Source organism: Brevundimonas sp. FV1ps31S, assembly GCF_058681265.1.
Window position 1 is genome coordinate 3625741 of the sequence record NZ_CM178735.1, and the last position, 16980, is coordinate 3642720.

Here is a 16980-nt window from a genome sequence, read left to right on the forward strand (position 1 = left end):
ACATCATATATCATGGAGGCTTGAGATGCGTATTCTCGTGGACGCCAATGAGACCCAGGTCGCCGCCTTGGACGACCTGGCCAAGCGCGAGCAGCGGTCTCGCGCTGCGGTGATCCGCGCCGCCATTGACGACTATGTCGCGCGTCACAAGCAAAGCCGGATCAAGGAAGGATTCGGCCTGTGGGGCGATCGCGCCATGGACGGGCTGGAGTACCAAGAGAAGCTGCGTAGCGAATGGTAGCGGCTCTTTTTGACACCAACATCCTGATCGATCATCTGAACGCCTATCCTGAGGCGGAGGCTGAAATCGAGCGATACCAGGACCGCGCCATCAGCATCGTCACCTGGATCGAAGTCATGGCCGGAGCCCATGGCGATAAGGCGGAGCCTACCCGCCGCTATCTCAGCGGCTACCAGATCGCGGCTGTCGATGATCGGATCGCGGAACGCGCCGTCGCTCTGAGGCAGGCCCATCGGATCAAACTGCCCGACGCCATGATCTGGGCGACGGCGCAGGTGGAAGGCCGCCTGTTGATCACCCGCAACATCAAGGATTTCCCGAGCGACGAGCCGGGCGTCCGCGCTCCCTACGTCCTCTAACCCTCACGGGCTATATGCAACAGTTGAAGACCAAAGTCCTGATCATCGGCGCGGGCACCGGCGGCTATGTCGCCGGCATTCGCTGCGGCCAGCTGGGCCTCGACACCGTGCTGGTGGACGGGGGAGACGGCCTGGGCGGGACCTGCCTGAACGTCGGCTGTATTCCGTCCAAGGCCATCATCCATGCGGCGGGCAAGTTCGAGACCGTGGCCAAGGCGGCCGGCGGGGGGACCCTGGGCATCACGGCGGCCAAGCCGGCCATCGATCTGCAGCAGACGGTCGAGTGGAAAGACGGGATCGTCCGTAAGCTGAACGCGGGCGTTGCGGCCCTGCTGAAGAAGGCCAAGGTCAGAGTGATCAAGGGCTGGGCGAACTTCGAGGACGCCAAGACCTGCGTGGTGAAAACCGAAGACGGCGACATCCGCATCACCGCCGAACACGTCATCCTGGCCACGGGATCGGAGCCGGTCGAACTACCCTTCCTGCCGTTCGGCGGCGACGTCATCTCCTCGACCGAGGCGCTGAGCCTGTCGGAAGTCCCGAAGAGGCTGGTCGTCGTCGGCGGCGGCTATATCGGCCTGGAGCTGGGCATCGCCTTCAGGAAGCTGGGGGCCGAGGTGGCCATCGTCGAAATGGCCGAGCGGATCCTGCCGCTCTATGACAAGGCCTTGACCGATCCGGTCGCCAAATGGCTGGAGACGCACGGGGTGGAGCTGCACCTGGGCGCGCGCGCCGGCGGGTTCGGGGACGGGAAACTGTCGATCACGACCAAGGACGGCGAACCGCTGCAGCTGGACGCCGACAAGGTGCTGGTCACGGTGGGGCGTCGACCGCGCACCCAGGGCTGGGGTCTGGAGAATATGGGCGTGGCCATGGCCGGGCCGTTCGTGAAGATCGACAACCGCTGCGCCACCAGCATGAGAAACGTCTGGGCCGTTGGCGACCTGACCGGCGAACCGATGTTGGCGCACAAGGGCTCGGCCCAGGGCGAGGTGGTCGCGGAGATCATCGCGGGTCATGACCGGGTGTTCGATCCGGTCGCCATCGCCGCCGTCTGTTTCACCGAGCCGGAGATTGTTTCGGCGGGTCTGGGCCCCAGCGACGTCGAGGGGCGCGACGACGTGATCACCGCCGTCTTCCCCTTCGCCGCCATCGGCCGGGCCCTGGCCATCGAGGCAGGCGAGGACGGCGGCTTCGTGCGGGTCATCGCGTCGAAGGCCGATCACCGCATCCTGGGCGTCCAGGCGGTCGGCCAGCATGTGTCGGAGCTCAGCAACAGCTTCGCCCAGATGCTGGAGATGGGGGCGGTGCTGGAGGATGTGGCGGGGACGATCCACGTCCACCCGACCCTGGGCGAGGCCTTCCACGAGGCGTCCCTGCGGGCCCTGGGCCACGCCATTCACATCTGACTAAAGCCGGTCCAGCCGCCTGGCGTGGTTCGCCACCATGCGCAGCGCCAGCCCGTCAGGCAGGAAGCGCGCCAGTCCGGCCATGATGTTGTTCATCATCCCCGGCGTCACGCTGGGCCGGTTCGCCTCGCAGGCGTTGTAGCCGATGCGGGCGACGCGGGCGGCGTCCATCCACATCCAGGCCGGATAGGCGCTGGACACCTGATCGCGCGAGCCATTGACGTCGTGGAACTCGGTCAGGGTGTAGCCGGGGTTCAGCACCGTGACATGAACCCCGGTCCCCAGTGTCTCCAGATACAGGCCCTGCGACGCCTTGATCAGGAAGCTCTTGATCGGCCCGTACAGGGTGTCGCCCCCGGTCGCCGGCATCTGACCCGCCAGAGACGCCACGTTCAGCACCCGGCCGAAGCCCCGTTCGACCATGCCCGGCAGGACCAGGCGGGACAGTTCCACCGGCGCCGTTAACATGACCTGGATCATGGCCCGGTGGGCGCTCAGATCCGTATCGAGGAAGCCGGTCACCCGGCTGAAGCCCGCATTGTTGATCAGGCCGTCCACCGTCAGGCCCCGCGCCGCGACGGCCGCGATCAACCGTTCAGGGGCGGCGGGATCCGAGAGATCCTCTGGGAGGACCGTCGCGGTCACGCCGTGGGCCGCGACCAATTCGTCAGCCAGACCCTGAAGCGGGCCCTCGCGCCGCGCGGTCAGGATCAGATTCCACCCGTTCGCCGCATAGGTCCGGGCCAGGGCCGCGCCGATGCCGGCCGAGGCGCCAGTGACGAGAACCGTCCGGCTCATCCGAGCTTCAGGCCGCGACGGGGCAGGACTTGTGCGGCGTGAAGGCCGCCAGCGAAACGGGATTTTCGGCCAGCAGATCGGCTATGGTGATCTTGGACAGGGCCTCGGTGGCGGCCTCGTCGGCGGCGGTCAGGGCCTTGGCCACCTGGCGCGGAATATGTTCGCTGATCGGGCAGCCCTTGGCGCCGGCGGGGGGCGAGCCGATGTGGGCGCAACCGTTGACGGCCCTCAGCACCTCGTCCAGGCGGATGTCTTCGGGCTGGCGCAGCAGCCAGGAGCCGCCGGTGGCGCCGGGGCGGGTGGCGATCAGCCCGGCCTTGGCCAGCAGGGCCGTGACCCGACGCACGACCACGGGATTGGTCGGGACCGAAGAGGCCAGCACGCCGCTGGGCGCCGCCTGCGCAGGTGAAAACGCGCCCTTGTGGGCCATATAGGCCAGGGCGTGGGCGGCGACGGGGAAGCGCTGGCTGTCTGACATGTTCGTGTTCCTGCACGTAAAATAGGCGTTCCCACGCCGAATCACAAATCCCGCCCCGCGCTGTGAAGGCGAATCCCGCGCGTCACGATTGAAGCGGGCGCGGAATGGGCCTAAAGGCTCGCCGCTTTGAAGGGCTCGACCTGTTGTCGGAGACCCGGAGGATACGCATGGCCGGGGATACTCCCCACGACGCGGGCGCTCTCCCCGCCGCGTCGAACACGCCGGACAAACCCACCCACGCCACGGGACCCGAGTCCCACGCCCCAGGGGGCCAGATCGCCAAGCACGGCGGCTTCTGGGCCCTGACCCTGGGCGCGATCGGCGTGGTGTTCGGCGACATCGGCACCAGCCCGCTTTACGCCCTGCGTGAAGCCATCGCCCACGCCCAGTCCGGCGTCGGCGGGGACCTGGCCGTGATCGGCGTCGTCTCCCTGGCCTTCTGGGCCCTGATGGTCGTCGTGACCTTCAAATATGTCTTCTTCCTGATGCGGGCGGACAACAAGGGCGAGGGCGGCACCCTGTCGCTGATGGCCCTGGCCCAGTTCGCCGTGGGTCGACGCAGCGCCTGGATCTTCATCCTGGGCGTCTGCGGCGCGGCCCTCTTCTACGGCGACGGCATCATCACGCCCGCGATCTCGGTGCTCTCGGCCGTCGAGGGCTTGCAGGACGCGCCGGGCCTGGCCGGGCGTCTGGACCCCTTCATCGTGCCGATCTCGGCCGGGATCCTGATCGCCCTGTTCATGGTTCAGTCGCGCGGCACGGCCAGCCTGGCCAAATATTTCGGCCCGATCACCGCCGTCTGGTTCCTGTGCCTAGGGGCGCTGGGCCTCTACCATATCTTCGACGACATCAGCATCATGCGCGCCCTGTCGCCCCACTATGGCGTCATGCTGCTGATCAACGACGGCTTCCTCGGTTTCGTCATCCTGGGCAGCGTCTTTCTGGCCGTGACGGGGGCCGAGGCCCTGTATGCGGACATGGGCCATTTCGGAAAGGCGCCGATCCGCATGGGCTGGCTGGCCTTCGTCCTGCCCTGCCTGACGCTGAACTATCTGGGCCAGGGCGCCCTGATCCTCGACAATCCCGGCTCCGCCGAGAATCCGTTCTGGAACATGGTGCCGGAGTTCGCCTACTGGCCCATGCTGATCCTGGCCACGGCCGCCACCGTCATCGCCTCGCAGGCCGTGATCACCGGCGCCTTCTCGGTCACGCAACAGGCGGTCCAGCTGGGCCTGCTGCCGCGTATCGACATTCGCAACACTTCCGAGACCCAGGCCGGCCAGATTTTCGTGCCGGCCGTCAACACCTTCCTGATGGTCGGGGTCCTGGTGCTGCTGGTCGTGTTCCAGAGCTCGCATAACCTGACAGCCGCCTATGGGGTGGCCGTGACGGGGACCATGCTGGTCAATACGCTGATGAGCTATTCGGTCATCACCAAGGGCTGGAAATGGCCGATGTGGGCCGTGGCCGGAACCCTTATTCCGTTCGCCTTCATCGACAGCGTCTTCCTGACCTCCAACCTGCTGAAGATCCCCGACGGCGCCTGGATGCCGCTGGTGCTCGGGGCCCTGCTGGTGCTGGTCATGTGGACCTGGGTGCGCGGCACACAGATCCTGACGACCAAGACGCGCAAGGACAGTCTGCCGCTGAACGACCTGATCGAGATGCTTCAGGCCCGGCCGCCGCACCGCGCGCCCGGCACGGCCATCTTCCTGACCAGCGATCCCGACGTGGCGCCCGTCGCCCTGATGCACAATCTCAAGCATAACAAGGTGTTGCACGAGAAGAACGTCATCCTGACCGTGCGCACCTCCGAACGGCCGCGCGTCAAGGAGGCCGACCGGGTGCGGATGGAGCCGATCAACGACGACTTCAAGAAGCTGACCATCACCTATGGCTTCATGGAGACGCCGAACGTGCCCCGGGCCCTGGGCCTGTGCCGGAAACAGGGACTGAAGTTCGACATCATGTCGACCAGCTTCTTCCTGGGCCGTCGCTCGCTGATCCCGTCGGCGCGCCAGGGCATGCCCCTGTGGCAGGACCGGCTGTTCATCTTCCTGATGCGCAACGCCGCCAACCCGACCGACTTCTTCCATATCCCGCCCGGCCGCGTGGTCGAGCTGGGCGCGCAGGTGGCCGTATGAGTTCCGAAGGACGCGGTTCTGATGGACGGGGCGGTCACAGCTCACAGGCGCGCGGCCGCCGAATGGCCACCAAGGGCCGGCCGCGCCCGGCTGCGGCAGAGGTCGCGCACGCCCCGTCGCAGGACGACATCGGCGTCGAGGCCCGGGTGGTCGCCGGCATTCTGCTGAACGCGGCGCTTGAGAAGCGCAACGGTCTGGACGAGGCCCTGTCCCAGCCTGCGGCCCGCGCGCTGGAGCCTGTCGACCGCGCCTTCGCCCGCGCCGTGGCCATGGCCGCCCTGCGTCGTCTGGGCGAGATCGACCAGATCCTGAACCGCCGCCTGCAGAAGTCGCCGCCCGAGGCCGTCCGCACCCTGATGCGCATCGCCCTGGCCCAGACCCTGGTGCTGGAGACCCCCGCCTTCGCCGCCGTCTCCACCGCCGTGAAACTGGCCGAGCGCGACCCCAAGACCCGGCCCTACAAGAATCTGGTCAACGCCGTGCTGCGCGGCGTGGGCCGCGACGGCCCCGGCCTGACCACGGCCGAGAGCAATCTGCCCGACTGGATCGCCGCCCGCTGGAGGGCGACCTATGGCGAGGCCGCCCTGACCGGCCTGGCCCTGGCCGCGCGCGAGGAGCCGGCCACCGACCTCAGCCTGAAGCCCGGCGTCGATCCCGCCGCCGTGGCCGCCGCCGTCGAGGGCGAGGCGCTTGAGGGTGGAACCGTGCGCACCGGCCGTCGCGGCGACGTGGCGACCTGGCCCGGTTTCGACGACGGCGACTGGTGGGTCCAGGACGCCGCCGCCGCCGTTCCCGGCCGTCTGCTGGACGCCGAACCCGGCGAGACCGCCCTGGACATGTGCGCCGCCCCCGGCGGCAAGACCCTGCAGCTGGCCGCCGCCGGCGCCTCGGTGGTCGCGCTGGACCGTTCGGCCCCGCGCCTGAAACGCCTGAGCCAGAACCTGGAGCGCACCGGCCTGACCGCCGAGGTGATCGCCGTCCCCGCCGAGGACTGGGACGACGACCGCAGCTTCGACGCCGTGCTGCTGGACGCGCCCTGCACCGCCACCGGCACCTTCCGCCGCAATCCGGAAGTCCTGCGCGCCACCAAGCCCGCCGAGGTCGCCAAACTGGCGGACGTCCAGCACCGGCTGCTCGACGTCGCCGCCGAACGGGTCAAGCCGGGCGGCCGCCTGGTCTATTGCACCTGTTCGCTGGAGCGCGAGGAAGGGGAGACCCAGGTGATCGCCTTCCTGCGCCGCAACCCCGGCTTCCGCACCGTCGCCGCCGATCCCGCCGCCCTGGGCGCCCCGATGGAAGCCCTGACGCCCGAAGGCTGGCTGCGCATCCTGCCGTCGATGTGGGCCGAGCACGGCGGCTTGGACGGCTTCTTCGCGGCCCGGCTGGAACGGATTTCCTGAGGAGGAGCGGCTTGCTCCCGCCCGCAAGCCGTCCTATCCGAAAGGCCATGGCCCTCACTCCCCTGATCTGCCCGTCCATCCTCGCCAGCGATTTCGCGCGCCTGGGTGAAGAGGTCCGCGCGCTCGAAGCCGCGGGCGCCGACTGGATCCATGTCGATGTGATGGACGGTCATTTCGTGCCGAACATCACCCTGGGTCCGGACATCGTGAAGGCGATCCGGCCGCACACCAGCCTGCCGTTCGACGTGCACCTGATGGTCGCGCCGGTCGATCCGTGGCTGGAGGCTTATCGCGACGCCGGGGCCGATCTCCTGACCGTCCACCCCGAAAGCGGCCCGCACCTGCACCGCACCCTGGGCCGCATCCGCCAGCTGGGCGCCAAGGCCGGGGTAGTGTTCAATCCGGCGACGCCGTTGTCGATCCTGGAGGAAGTGGTCGACCTGGTGGACCTGGTGCTGATCATGTCGGTCAATCCCGGCTTCGGCGGACAGAAATTCATCGACAGCTCCCTGCGCAAGATCGCCGGCGCCCGCGCCATTCTGGACCACGCCGGATCTGCGGCCCATCTGCAGGTCGACGGCGGCGTGACCTCGGCCAACGCCGGCGCCTGCGTCGCCGCCGGGGCCGACGCCCTGGTCGCCGGCTCCTTCGTGTTCAAGGGTGATTATGCGACCAATATCGCCGCCCTGAAGGCCGTTCCGGCAGCCGCGTGAGCCCGATCAGCCCCTTCGCCCCGCGCGGCGCAGATCCGACGCCCGACGTCGCCTCAGGCCAGATTCCTGGCCTCGCTGGCGCGCCGGTCCGCACGCCCATTCGTTCGGGCGCGACCGAGACCGGCCCCGGCCTGTGGCCGGCCATCGCCGGGCGGATACTGACCCGTCAGCTGTGGATCGAACTGTACGGCCTGCCGGGCTATGGCCTGACGCTGAGCCCGGTGCTGGGCGGGGGAAAGGTCACGGCCTTCGCGGCTACGCCGCGCGACTTCCGGCCGCACGATTCGGCGCCGGGCAAGAATCTGCTGGTCGGGCGTTTCATCCTGGCGGGGGCGTCGATGGAGGTCGAGGCGCCGGCCGATCCGTGGAACCGCCCCAGCCCGTCGCGGCCCTTCGCGGTCGAGCTTCACGCCTTCAACTGGCTGCCCGCCCTGATGGCCCAAGGCGAGCGCGGGGCGCGCGAGGCCCTTCGTCTGACTCTGGGCTGGGCCGACGCCTTCGCCCGTTGGTCCCCCTTCGCCTGGGGGCCGGAAATCCTGCCGCGAAGGGTGATCAACCTGGCCTGCGCCGCTCGCAAGATGGGCGGCGTCGCGACCGAGGCCGAGCGGTTGAGGCTGGCGGACTGTCTTGCGCGCCAGACGCGCCAATTGCTTCGACCGCCGGGCGGTCTGGCCACCCGAGCCGAGAAACTGACGGCGGCGGCCATCGGCGGCTGCGTCCTGGCCGGGGCGCCGGGCCAGGGCCTGCGACGCCGCGCCCTCTCCGCCCTGGCGGGCGCCCTGAGGGCCACGGTCCAGGCCGACGGCGGCCATGCGTCGCGCAGCCCGGAGGCCGGACTGGAGCTGTTGCTGGATCTGCTGATCCTGGACGACGCCCTGGCCCAGCTGTCCGAACCGACGCCCGAGGCCGTGTCGGACGCTATCGGGCGTCTGACCCAGGGCCTGCGCCTGCTGACTCTTCCGGACGGGCGTCTGGCCAGTTTCCAGGGCGGCGGACCGTCCACCGCGGCACGCGTGGCTGCGGCCCGGGCCCACGACGAGGCGTCAACCGTCTCGGGCAAGTCCGACCCCGTCCATCCGCCTGTCGGCGCCGTCGCCGGACTGGTGAGAATCGCCAGTCCGCTGTTGTCGATCGTCGCCGACGCCGCCGCCCCCGCCAAAGGGGGCTGGGGCGCCTCCGCCTGCGCCCAGCCGATGGCGCTGGAGATCGCCTGCGGCAAGGACCGCCTCGTGACCGGCTCCGGCTGGACCCCTCGCGCGACCGACCGCCAGGCGCTGCGGCTGACGCCCGGTCATTCGACCCTGACCCTGGGCGAGCGGTCGCTGAACGAACCCCTGGGCGGCTGGAAGGGCGAACTGCTGGGTCCGCGCCTGGTCGGCCCGCCGATCCATGTCACCACCGATCAGCGCGACGGCGACGGCGCGGTCTGGCTGGACATGGAGCACGACGGCTGGAACGAGGCTTTCGGCCTGAACCACCAGCGTCGCCTCTATCTGGACCAGCGGCTGGATGAGCTGCGGGCCGAGGAAAAGCTGTTCCCCACGCCGGGCCGCAAGGACATTATCCGTCAGATCGCCGCCCCCTACGCCATCCGGTTCCATCTGGAGCCGGGGGTCCAGGCCTCGCTGGCGCGCGACCGCCGCTCGATCCTGCTGCGCGGCGCCTCGGGCCGGGGCTGGTGGTTCCGCACCGACGGCCCCGACGTGGCCATCGAACCCAGCGTCCATATCGACGCCGGCCTGACCCGCCGCTCGCTGCAGATCGTGGTGCGCGGCTCGGCCCGCACCGACAGCGAGAGCCGGATCCGCTGGAAGCTGAGCCCGGCGGGCGCGAGCGGCGATCCGACGTGACCGACGCCGGCCGCCTGTGGATCGTGCGCGGTCTGCATACGGCCATCTATATCGTCATGTCGGCGGCCTGTTTCGCCGTCCTCTATGCGGGGATCTCGGGCCAAAGCGGCGCCTGGCTTCACGTCGCCCTGGCCCTGGTGGCCATTGAGGTCGTGGTCTTCGTCGGCTGCGGCCTGAAATGTCCTCTGACCGCCGTCGCCGTCCGCTACGGCGCCCGGCCGGACGGTCCCTATGACACCTTCTTTCCCGAGCGATGCACCCGCCACACCTTTCGGGTCTTCGGTCCGCTGATCACGCTTGGGCTGATCCTCAACGTGCTTCGCTGGTTCGGCCTGCTCTGATCCGTCCGCATACGGGGTGACGCACAAGCGCCCCGGTGCTAGACGCCCCGCCATCCTCCCCCAGCCTTCACGGACGCCGCTTCATGCCCGCCGCTCCCGACTTTCCGCCCGCCCCCGACCGGGTCAAGCCGCAACGCGCCCTGATCTCCCTGTCCGACAAGGCCGGACTGGAAGACGCCGCCCGCGTCCTGCACGACCTGGGCGTCGAACTGGTCTCGACCGGCGGCACCCGCGCAGCGATCGCGAAACTGGGCCTGCCGGTCAAGGACGTGGCCGATCTGACCGGCTTCCCCGAGATGATGGACGGCCGGGTCAAGACCCTGCACCCCGTCGTCCACGGCGGCCTGCTGGGCGTGCGCGACGCGGCCGACCACGCCCAGTCAATGATCGACCACGGCATCGGCGCCATCGATATTGTCTGGATCGACCTCTATCCGTTCGAATCCACCGTTGCTTCCGGGGGTTCATTCGAGGCTGCGGTCGAGAATATCGACATCGGCGGTCCGGCCATGATCCGCTCGGGCTCCAAGAACCACGGCTATGTCGCCGTCGCCGTGGACGGCGAGTCCATCGGCCTGATCGTGGCGGCGCTGAAGGCCGAGGGTTCGACCGATCTGGCCCTGCGTAAGCGGCTGGCCGCCCGCGCCTTCGCCCGCACCGCCGCCTATGACGCCGCCGTCTCCGGCTGGTTCGCCCAGCAGGTCGAGGACGTCGCCCCGGCGCGCAAATCCATCGCCGGTTCGCTGGCCCAGACCCTCCGCTACGGCGAGAACCCGCATCAGACCGGCGCCTTCTATCGCACCGGTGAAGCGCGTCCCGGCGTGGCCCATGCGACCCAGATCCAGGGCAAGGAACTGGGCTACAACAATATCGCCGACGCCGACGCCGCCTATGAGCTGGTCGCCGAGTTCGAGGCCCCGGCCGTGGTCATCGTCAAACACGCCAACCCCTGCGGCGTGGCCGTGGGCAAGGACCTGTCGGAAGCCTATGCCCGCGCCCTCGAATGCGACGCCGTCTCGGCCTTTGGCGGCGTGATCGCGGTCAATCGTCCTCTGAACGGCGACGCCGCCCGCGCCATCACCGGCATCTTCACTGAGGTGGTCATCGCCCCTGGCGCCGACGACGAGGCCAAGGAAGTCTTCGCCGCCAAGAAGAACCTGCGCCTGCTGATCACCGACGGCCTGCCGGATCCGCACGGGCCGGGCGAGGTGTTCCGTTCGGTCGCCGGCGGCTTCCTGGTCCAGAGCCGCGACCGGTCGCTGATCAAGCCGTCGGATCTGAAGATCGTCACCCAGCGCCAGCCAACGCCGACCGAGATCCAAGACATGCTGTTCGCCTTCACCGTGGCCAAACACGTCAAGTCCAACGCCATCGTCTACGCCAAGGACGGCCAGACCGCCGGCATCGGCGCCGGCCAGATGAACCGCCGCGACAGCGCCCGGATCGCCGCCATCCGCGCCAAGGAGGCCGGAGAGGCCAAGGGTCTGACCCAGTCCCTGGCCGAGGGGTCGGCCTGCGCCTCCGAAGCCTTCTTCCCCTTCGCTGACGGCTTGCTGGAAGCGGTCGCTGCCGGCGCCACGGCGGTGATCCAGCCCGGCGGCTCGATGCGCGACGCCGAGGTCATCGCCGCCGCGGACGAGAAGGGCATCGCCATGGCCTTCACGGGGGTGCGGGTCTTCCGGCACTGAGGATCACCCCGGATGATCCTTATCGAGGACGCCGACCCGGATCATGCCGACGCCAAAGTCCTGATCGCCGCCCTGTCCCAGCGACTGGCGGCGATCACAGGCTCCAGCGGCCAAGCCTCGTTCGACGCCGACGATGTTCGGGGGCCGGGCGCCGCCTTCCTGCTGGCGCGGGACGGGCAGGGTCGGGCCATTGGCTGCGGCGCCCTGCGTCCGCTCCAGCCGGGCGTCGCAGAAATCAAACGCATGTATGCGGCGGTCGCCGGCCAGGGCGTCGGTTCCGCCGTGCTCGCGGCTCTGGAGGCGAAGGCGAAAAGCCTCGGCTATGACGAGATCCGTCTGGAAACGCGCCGCGTCAACACGGCGGCCGTGGGCTTCTATCTCCGCGCCGGCTATCGTGAAATCCCGCCGTACGGCTGCTATGTTGGCCGGCCGGAAGCCGTCTGTTTCGCCAAACCAATCGGATCGACTTCCGCCTAAGTTGACTGGACGCCCTCGGCGCGCCGTGATGGTCTGCGGCTCCCCCGTTTCTGGAGCCGTCCCATGACCACCCTGATCCGTCCCGAAGGCCAGACCGCCGATGATCTGAAGCTCAGCCGCCGGGCGGTGGGCGCTTTGGGGGGGCTGCTGTTCTCTGGCTATGCGGTCGCGGCCCTGGCCAAGGAGGCCCAGCCGATCACCACTGACGCCGCCGGGCTCGAGACGGCCGAGGTGACCTATCCGGCGCCGGACGGATTCGAACTGACCGCCTATGTCGCCCGCCCCGCCGGCGAAGGCCCCTTCCCCGTCGTGGTGGTGGTGTCCGAGATCTTCGGCGTCCACGCCTATATCAAGGACATCTGCCGCCGCCTGGCCAAACAGGGCTACGCCGCCATCGCCCCGGCCTTCTTCAACCGGGTCGAGGATCCGGCGCCCCTGTCCGACATGGGCCGGATCATGCAGATCGTCGGGGCGGCCAACTATGAACAGGTGATGGGCGACCTGTCAGCCACCCTGGAATGGACCAGCCAGCAGCTGTGGGCGCGCGACGGCAAGGTCGGGATCACCGGCTTCTGCTGGGGCGGCAAGGTGGTGTGGCAGGCGGCGGCGCGGTTCGCCGTCATCGGCGCCGGCGTGGCCTGGTACGGCCGTCTGGCGCCCGCTCCCGATGCAACCCCGGTGCAGGTCTCGTCCGGCCAGCCCTGGCCGGTGGATCTGGCCGACGACCTGAAGGCGCCGGTCCTCGGCCTGTATGGCGGCCAGGACCAGGGAATCCCCCTCGCCAGCGTCGAACGGATGCGCGAGGCCCTGGCACGCGCCGGCCAGACCGACAGCCGGATCGTCGTCTATCCGGATGCGCCCCACGGTTTCCACGCCGACTACCGCGCCAGCTACGCCGAGGCGGACGCCAAGGACGGCTGGGCCAGACTGCTCGCCGCCTTCGACGAATCTTTAAGAGGTTGAATTGTTCCTGATGTGACACACTGCGGCGGGCTGTGTGTCATGGAGGGGTGAAGGTGGCGAATTCTCAGTGGCGTAGAGCGATCCTGCTGGGTGCAGGTCTGTTGTTCCTTCCCCTTGCGGCCTGTGGCGGCGGCGGCGGCGGGGGTGGAGCCGTGACGCCGGTCGTTCCGCCCCCTCCACCCCCTCCTCCTCCTCCTCCTCCGCCACCGCCACCCCCGCCGCCGCCGCCCTCGGTGACGTCGAGCGAATATCTGCGCAACTATGGCGTGGCCAATATGAAGGCCGAGGCCGGCTGGCAGGCTGGCGCCACCGGGAACGGCGTCACGGTCGCCGTGGTCGATTCCGGCGTCAGCAACAGCCAGGCCGATCTGGTCGGTCGCATCTCCAGCGCCTCGACCGACGTGGTTGTGGGCCGCAACACCCCCTATGTCGCGACCGACAGCCATGGCACCCTGGTGTCCGGCGTGATCGCCTCGAACTTCAACGGCACGGGCACGGTCGGCGTCGCTTATGAATCGACCATCCTGTCGATTCGCGCCGACATCTCCGACTGCGAGGATGAGGACGACGACGTCTGTTTCAGCAGCTCGGACCTGGTCCGGGCCCTGGACTTCGCCGTGGCCAACGGGGTCAAGATCATCAACATGTCGCTGGGCGGCGACGACCGGCTGGGCGCGGCCTTCGAGGCGGCCCTGCTGCGCGCGGTCGGTTCGGGGGCGGTCATCGTCGCCTCGTCGGGCAATGACGGCGAGGCCAATCCCGGCTGGCCCGCCCAGTATGCGGTCGATCCCCGCTTCGCCGGCGCCGTCATCGCCGTGGGCTCCCACGGCGAGACCAACCTCATGTCCGACTTCTCGAACCGCGCGGGGGTGACGGCCGCCGCCTATATTTCGGCGCCGGGCGAGGACGTCATCACCGGCTGCGACGGGACCAGCTGCTGGCGGATCAACGGCACCTCCTTCTCGGCGCCCCATGTCTCGGGCGCCCTGGCCCTGCTGATGGACGCCTTCCCCAATCTGTCGGCGCGCGAAGCCCTGGCCATCCTGATCGACACGGCGCGCGACGCCGGCGACGCCGGGACCGACATCGTCTATGGGCGCGGCCTGCTGGACATGGCCCGCGCCTTCCAGCCAGCGGGCGCCACCTCGGTTCCCATGGCCGACGGCGCCTCTATCGTCGCCGAGACAGAGCCGGGCAGTTTCGTCGGCCCGGCCTTCGGCGACGCCTTCGCTCGTCAGACCGCTTTAGGGACGGTGCTGTTCGACAGCTATGACCGGATGTTCGCGGTCCAGCTAGGTGCAGCCTATCCGACGGCGCCCAGCCGCTCTTATCAGGCGGCCCCGTTCGAACCCAGCCGCACGGCGACCACCCGGCTGGCCCTGCCCAACGGCGGCCGGCTGAACCTGACGGCCTCCCAGCCGCTCCCGACGCCCGAACCCATCGCCCCGCGCCATGACCTGACCGACGCCCCCTGGCTGGGCGACGAGCCCCGTCAGGAGGCCATGCTGGACCTGGAGATGGGCCGGCTGAGCTTCGCCACCTGGCAGGGCCGCGGCGGCGCGTCCTCGCCGTTCGACGGCGCAGCCGGCGACGGCTTCGCCGCCCTGGCCCAGGTCGATCACGCCGTGCGCGGCGCCGTCCGGTTCGGCGCCCTGACCCTGGCGGCCGAGAGTGGCGGCGGCGACCGCCGCATGCCCCTGCGCCGGGTCGAGGAAGAGGCCTCGACCTACAGCCGCGCCACCCTGGCCTGGCGCGGCGCCGACGGCGGCCTGTCGCTCAGCCTGGGCACCTTGGACGAGCGTCTGGGCCCGCTCGGCGCCTTCCTGCCGGGCGGATCGGACTTCGCCCTGCCGTCGCGGACCAACTTCTATGCGGTCGGCGGCGACTGGGCCCTGCGGCCCGGCCTGACCCTGATCGGCGAGGTCGGAATGGGCGCGACCGAGACGGAAGGCCGCTTCCTGTCGACGGACCAGGCGGCGATCAGTTCGAACTGGCGGCTGGCCCTGCTGACGGGGTGTACGGTCCTGTGCGACCGGATCAGCTTCACCGTGTCGCAGCCGCTGCGGATCGAGCGCGGGACCTTCTCGGCCTGGCTGGCGGACGTGCCAGTCGAATATTTCGACCCGCTGACCTATTCGCGCCGCAGCTTCTCGGCCACGCCCAGCGGACGTCAGATCGACTTCATCCTGGGCGGCGAGCGTCGGCTGTGGGACGGCTCAAGCCTCTCGGTCCAGGCCGTCGCCAGCCGCGAACCGCGCCATGTCGCCGACGCGGCGCCGGAGTTCGCCCTGATCGGCGGGTGGCGGCGCCAGTTCTGAGGGGGCTGGTGAATCGAGAGTCGTGAGAAAGAGGTGAGCGGCTTGCGGAGACACCGCAGCTCACCACTCACCATTCACGTCCTGAAGATCAGGCCTTGCCGTCGAAGGCCTGGCCTTCGGACGCCAAGGCGGCGCCATAGGGATTCGACGCCTGCGCGCCGGACCCCTTGGCCGCGACCACGACCATGGCCGGACGGATGGTGCGGCCGAACAGTTCGAAGCCGGACTGCATGGTCTGGAGCACGGCGCCGCCCGGAACCGTGTCCGACGGCTGTTCGATCATGGCCTGGTGCAGATGGGGGTTGAAGGCCTCGCCAGCCTCGGGCGCTACCCGCTTCAATCCATTGGTCTCGAACGCCTGAAGCAGGGCCTTCTGGGTCATTTCCAGACCTGTCACAAGGGCGACGGTCGGGCCGTCGGTGTCCTTAGGCGCGGCCATCAGGGCGCGCTCCAGATTGTCGGCCACGCCCAGCAGATCCTTGGCGAAGCGCTGGATGGCGAAGGCGCGGGCGTCGTTCTGCTGCGTCTCGGCGCGCCGCTTCAGGTTCTCCATCTCGGCGGCGACGCGCAGGGCGCGGTCCTTCCACTCGTCACGCTCGGCGATGACGGCGTCCAGCGGCGCCAGATTGTCGGCAGGATCGGCGTCCAGACCGTGTTCGGCGTTGGTTTCCGCCATGTCGGCGTCCAGTTCGTTGAAGTCGTCGTTAAGGGGCTTGTCGCTCACTTGTCGTTCCCGTCCAGCATCCGGCCCAGCACCCGGGCGGTATAGTCCACCAACGGAATGACACGGGCGTAGTTCAACCTAGCGGGGCCTATGACGCCGATGGCGCCCAGAACCCGCTGTCGGCCGCTCATATAGGGCGCCGCGATCACGGCGGAACCCGAAAGTGAAAACAACCGCGTTTCAGCGCCGATGAAAATTCGCACGCCTTGCGCCGAATCGACCCCGTCCAGCAGGCCGATCAGCTGTTCCTTCTGCTCCAGGTCGTCGAACAGGACCCGCACCCGCTCCAGGTCCGCCAGACCCTCGCCGTCCTGCAACAGGTTGGCGCGGCCCCGCACGATCAGGGCGCGCTCGCGGTCCGGCCCGCCGGACCAGGCGGCGAACCCGTCCTCGACCAGGCGGGCGGCGGTCTGGTCCAGCTCGCGCCGCGCGATCTCCAGCTCCTGGGTCATCTCGCGCTTGGCGTCGGCGAAGGGCCGGCCGCGTAGACGGGCGTTGAGGAAGTTGGAGGCTTCCACCAGGGTCGAGGGCGTGACCCCGGCCGCCAGGGTCATGATCCGGTTCTCGACGGTGCCGTCGTCGGCGACGATGACCGCCAGGGCCTGATCCCCGCCCAGAGCCACGAACTCCACATGTTTGACGCCGGACTCGCGCACGGGGCTGGACACCACGCCCGCGCCTCCCGCCAGGCCGGACAACAGGTTCGACGCCTCGTCCAGGGCGGATTCGAAATTCCGCCCCCGCCCGGCCAGCCGCCCGTCGATCTCTCGCCGCTCCTCCTTCGTCAGGTCGCCGATCTCCAGCAGGCCGTCGACGAACAGGCGCAGGCCCGCATGGGTCGGGATCCGTCCCGCCGACGTATGGGGCGAGGCCAGCAGACCGGCCAGGGTCAGGTCCTGCATCGTATTGCGGATCGAGGCCGGCGACAGGGCGATCCCGCCCAGCGACAGGGTGCGTGACCCGACCGGCTCGCCGGTCTCCAGATAGGATTCGACGATGCGTCGGAAGATGTCGCGGGCGCGCGCATCCAGCCCCGCCAGTCCGGCAAGAGCCATGCCCGGGGATTGGGCGCCGTCG

16 protein-coding genes are annotated in these 16980 nt (G+C 69.2%); 12 read left to right on the forward strand and 4 right to left on the reverse strand.

Annotation, left to right across the window (positions count from 1 at the left end; translation table 11 throughout):
* Positions 1-25 precede the first annotated feature (25 nt).
* From ACVPT3_RS17375 to lpdA, 3 genes are read left to right on the forward strand one after another with little or no spacing between them, the layout of a single operon-like run.
* The gene (locus ACVPT3_RS17375; protein ID WP_492042079.1) at positions 26-241 is read left to right on the forward strand and encodes a ribbon-helix-helix protein, CopG family; all 216 of its coding nucleotides are present in this window, start codon (positions 26-28) and stop codon (positions 239-241) included.
* Complete coding sequence (locus tag ACVPT3_RS17380; RefSeq protein ID WP_492042080.1) at positions 235-600, forward strand: type II toxin-antitoxin system VapC family toxin; 366 nt, start codon at positions 235-237, stop codon at positions 598-600. The genes ACVPT3_RS17375 and ACVPT3_RS17380 overlap by 7 nt, the downstream gene beginning before the upstream one ends.
* A 14-nt stretch (positions 601-614) precedes the next feature.
* Positions 615-2009, forward strand: a complete 1395-nt coding sequence (gene lpdA, locus ACVPT3_RS17385) for a dihydrolipoyl dehydrogenase (protein WP_492042081.1) — start codon at positions 615-617, stop codon at positions 2007-2009.
* On the opposite strand, the gene ACVPT3_RS17390 is transcribed toward lpdA, so the two are convergent.
* A complete protein-coding gene (locus tag ACVPT3_RS17390) occupies positions 2010-2807 on the reverse strand; it encodes an SDR family NAD(P)-dependent oxidoreductase (protein WP_492042082.1) in 798 nt (265 codons plus the stop codon).
* A 7-nt stretch (positions 2808-2814) separates the two neighbouring features.
* On the reverse strand, positions 2815-3285 hold the full coding sequence (locus tag ACVPT3_RS17395) for an Rrf2 family transcriptional regulator (protein ID WP_492042083.1): 471 nt from the start codon (positions 3283-3285) through the stop codon (positions 2815-2817).
* 167 nt (positions 3286-3452) lie between these two features.
* Between ACVPT3_RS17395 and ACVPT3_RS17400 the strand changes: the two genes are divergently transcribed.
* The 9 genes from ACVPT3_RS17400 to ACVPT3_RS17440 all read left to right on the forward strand — a co-directional run bounded on the left by ACVPT3_RS17400 (position 3453) and on the right by ACVPT3_RS17440 (position 15179).
* Positions 3453-5429, forward strand: a complete 1977-nt coding sequence (locus tag ACVPT3_RS17400; protein WP_492042084.1) for a potassium transporter Kup — start codon at positions 3453-3455, stop codon at positions 5427-5429.
* A 62-nt stretch (positions 5430-5491) separates the two neighbouring features.
* The gene (locus ACVPT3_RS17405) at positions 5492-6829 is read left to right on the forward strand and encodes an RsmB/NOP family class I SAM-dependent RNA methyltransferase (protein WP_492042085.1); all 1338 of its coding nucleotides are present in this window, start codon (positions 5492-5494) and stop codon (positions 6827-6829) included.
* A 47-nt stretch (positions 6830-6876) separates the two neighbouring features.
* On the forward strand, positions 6877-7542 hold the full coding sequence (rpe, locus tag ACVPT3_RS17410; protein ID WP_492042086.1) for a ribulose-phosphate 3-epimerase: 666 nt from the start codon (positions 6877-6879) through the stop codon (positions 7540-7542).
* Positions 7539-9392, forward strand: a complete 1854-nt coding sequence (locus ACVPT3_RS17415; protein WP_492042087.1) for a heparinase II/III family protein — start codon at positions 7539-7541, stop codon at positions 9390-9392. The genes rpe and ACVPT3_RS17415 overlap by 4 nt, the downstream gene beginning before the upstream one ends.
* Positions 9389-9733 carry a hypothetical protein gene (locus tag ACVPT3_RS17420; RefSeq protein WP_492042088.1) on the forward strand — a complete coding sequence of 115 codons (345 nt, stop codon included), beginning with the start codon at positions 9389-9391 and terminating at the stop codon, positions 9731-9733. Before ACVPT3_RS17415 ends, ACVPT3_RS17420 begins: the two co-directional genes overlap by 4 nt.
* A gap of 83 nt (positions 9734-9816) precedes the next feature.
* Entirely contained in the window at positions 9817-11421 is a 1605-nt protein-coding gene (purH, locus tag ACVPT3_RS17425) for a bifunctional phosphoribosylaminoimidazolecarboxamide formyltransferase/IMP cyclohydrolase (RefSeq protein ID WP_492042089.1), read from the forward strand.
* Positions 11422-11433: 12 nt separating this feature from the next.
* Positions 11434-11898, forward strand: a complete 465-nt coding sequence (locus ACVPT3_RS17430) for a GNAT family N-acetyltransferase (RefSeq protein WP_492042090.1) — start codon at positions 11434-11436, stop codon at positions 11896-11898.
* 63 nt (positions 11899-11961) lie between these two features.
* Positions 11962-12861, forward strand: coding sequence for a dienelactone hydrolase family protein (locus ACVPT3_RS17435; protein ID WP_492042091.1), 900 nt, complete (start codon positions 11962-11964; stop codon positions 12859-12861).
* Positions 12862-13094: 233 nt separating this feature from the next.
* On the forward strand, positions 13095-15179 hold the full coding sequence (locus ACVPT3_RS17440) for a S8 family peptidase (RefSeq protein ID WP_492042092.1): 2085 nt from the start codon (positions 13095-13097) through the stop codon (positions 15177-15179).
* An 88-nt stretch (positions 15180-15267) separates the two neighbouring features.
* On the opposite strand, the gene grpE is transcribed toward ACVPT3_RS17440, so the two are convergent.
* Positions 15268-15855 carry a nucleotide exchange factor GrpE gene (gene grpE / locus ACVPT3_RS17445; RefSeq protein ID WP_492043845.1) on the reverse strand — a complete coding sequence of 196 codons (588 nt, stop codon included), beginning with the start codon at positions 15853-15855 and terminating at the stop codon, positions 15268-15270.
* A 44-nt stretch (positions 15856-15899) separates the two neighbouring features.
* Entirely contained in the window at positions 15900-16958 is a 1059-nt protein-coding gene (hrcA, locus tag ACVPT3_RS17450) for a heat-inducible transcriptional repressor HrcA (protein WP_492043846.1), read from the reverse strand.
* Positions 16959-16980: the final 22 nt, after the last annotated feature.

Bases quoted from the DNA above. Each gene is read 5' to 3' on its own strand.
- ACVPT3_RS17395 (WP_492042083.1), bottom strand. From the start codon at position 3,285: ATGTCAGACAGCCAGCGCTTCCCCGTCGCCGCCCACGCCCTGGCCTAT.
- purH (WP_492042089.1), top strand. From the start codon at position 9,817: ATGCCCGCCGCTCCCGACTTTCCGCCCGCCCCCGACCGGGTCAAGCCG.
- ACVPT3_RS17390 (WP_492042082.1), bottom strand. From the start codon at position 2,807: ATGAGCCGGACGGTTCTCGTCACTGGCGCCTCGGCCGGCATCGGCGCG.
- ACVPT3_RS17400 (WP_492042084.1), top strand. From the start codon at position 3,453: ATGGCCGGGGATACTCCCCACGACGCGGGCGCTCTCCCCGCCGCGTCG.
- ACVPT3_RS17435 (WP_492042091.1), top strand. From the start codon at position 11,962: ATGACCACCCTGATCCGTCCCGAAGGCCAGACCGCCGATGATCTGAAG.
- ACVPT3_RS17430 (WP_492042090.1), top strand. From the start codon at position 11,434: ATGATCCTTATCGAGGACGCCGACCCGGATCATGCCGACGCCAAAGTC.
- ACVPT3_RS17375 (WP_492042079.1), top strand. From the start codon at position 26: ATGCGTATTCTCGTGGACGCCAATGAGACCCAGGTCGCCGCCTTGGAC.
- ACVPT3_RS17405 (WP_492042085.1), top strand. From the start codon at position 5,492: ATGGCCACCAAGGGCCGGCCGCGCCCGGCTGCGGCAGAGGTCGCGCAC.
- ACVPT3_RS17380 (WP_492042080.1), top strand. From the start codon at position 235: ATGGTAGCGGCTCTTTTTGACACCAACATCCTGATCGATCATCTGAAC.
- lpdA (WP_492042081.1), top strand. From the start codon at position 615: ATGCAACAGTTGAAGACCAAAGTCCTGATCATCGGCGCGGGCACCGGC.
- rpe (WP_492042086.1), top strand. From the start codon at position 6,877: ATGGCCCTCACTCCCCTGATCTGCCCGTCCATCCTCGCCAGCGATTTC.
- grpE (WP_492043845.1), bottom strand. From the start codon at position 15,855: ATGGCGGAAACCAACGCCGAACACGGTCTGGACGCCGATCCTGCCGAC.
- hrcA (WP_492043846.1), bottom strand. From the start codon at position 16,958: ATGGCTCTTGCCGGACTGGCGGGGCTGGATGCGCGCGCCCGCGACATC.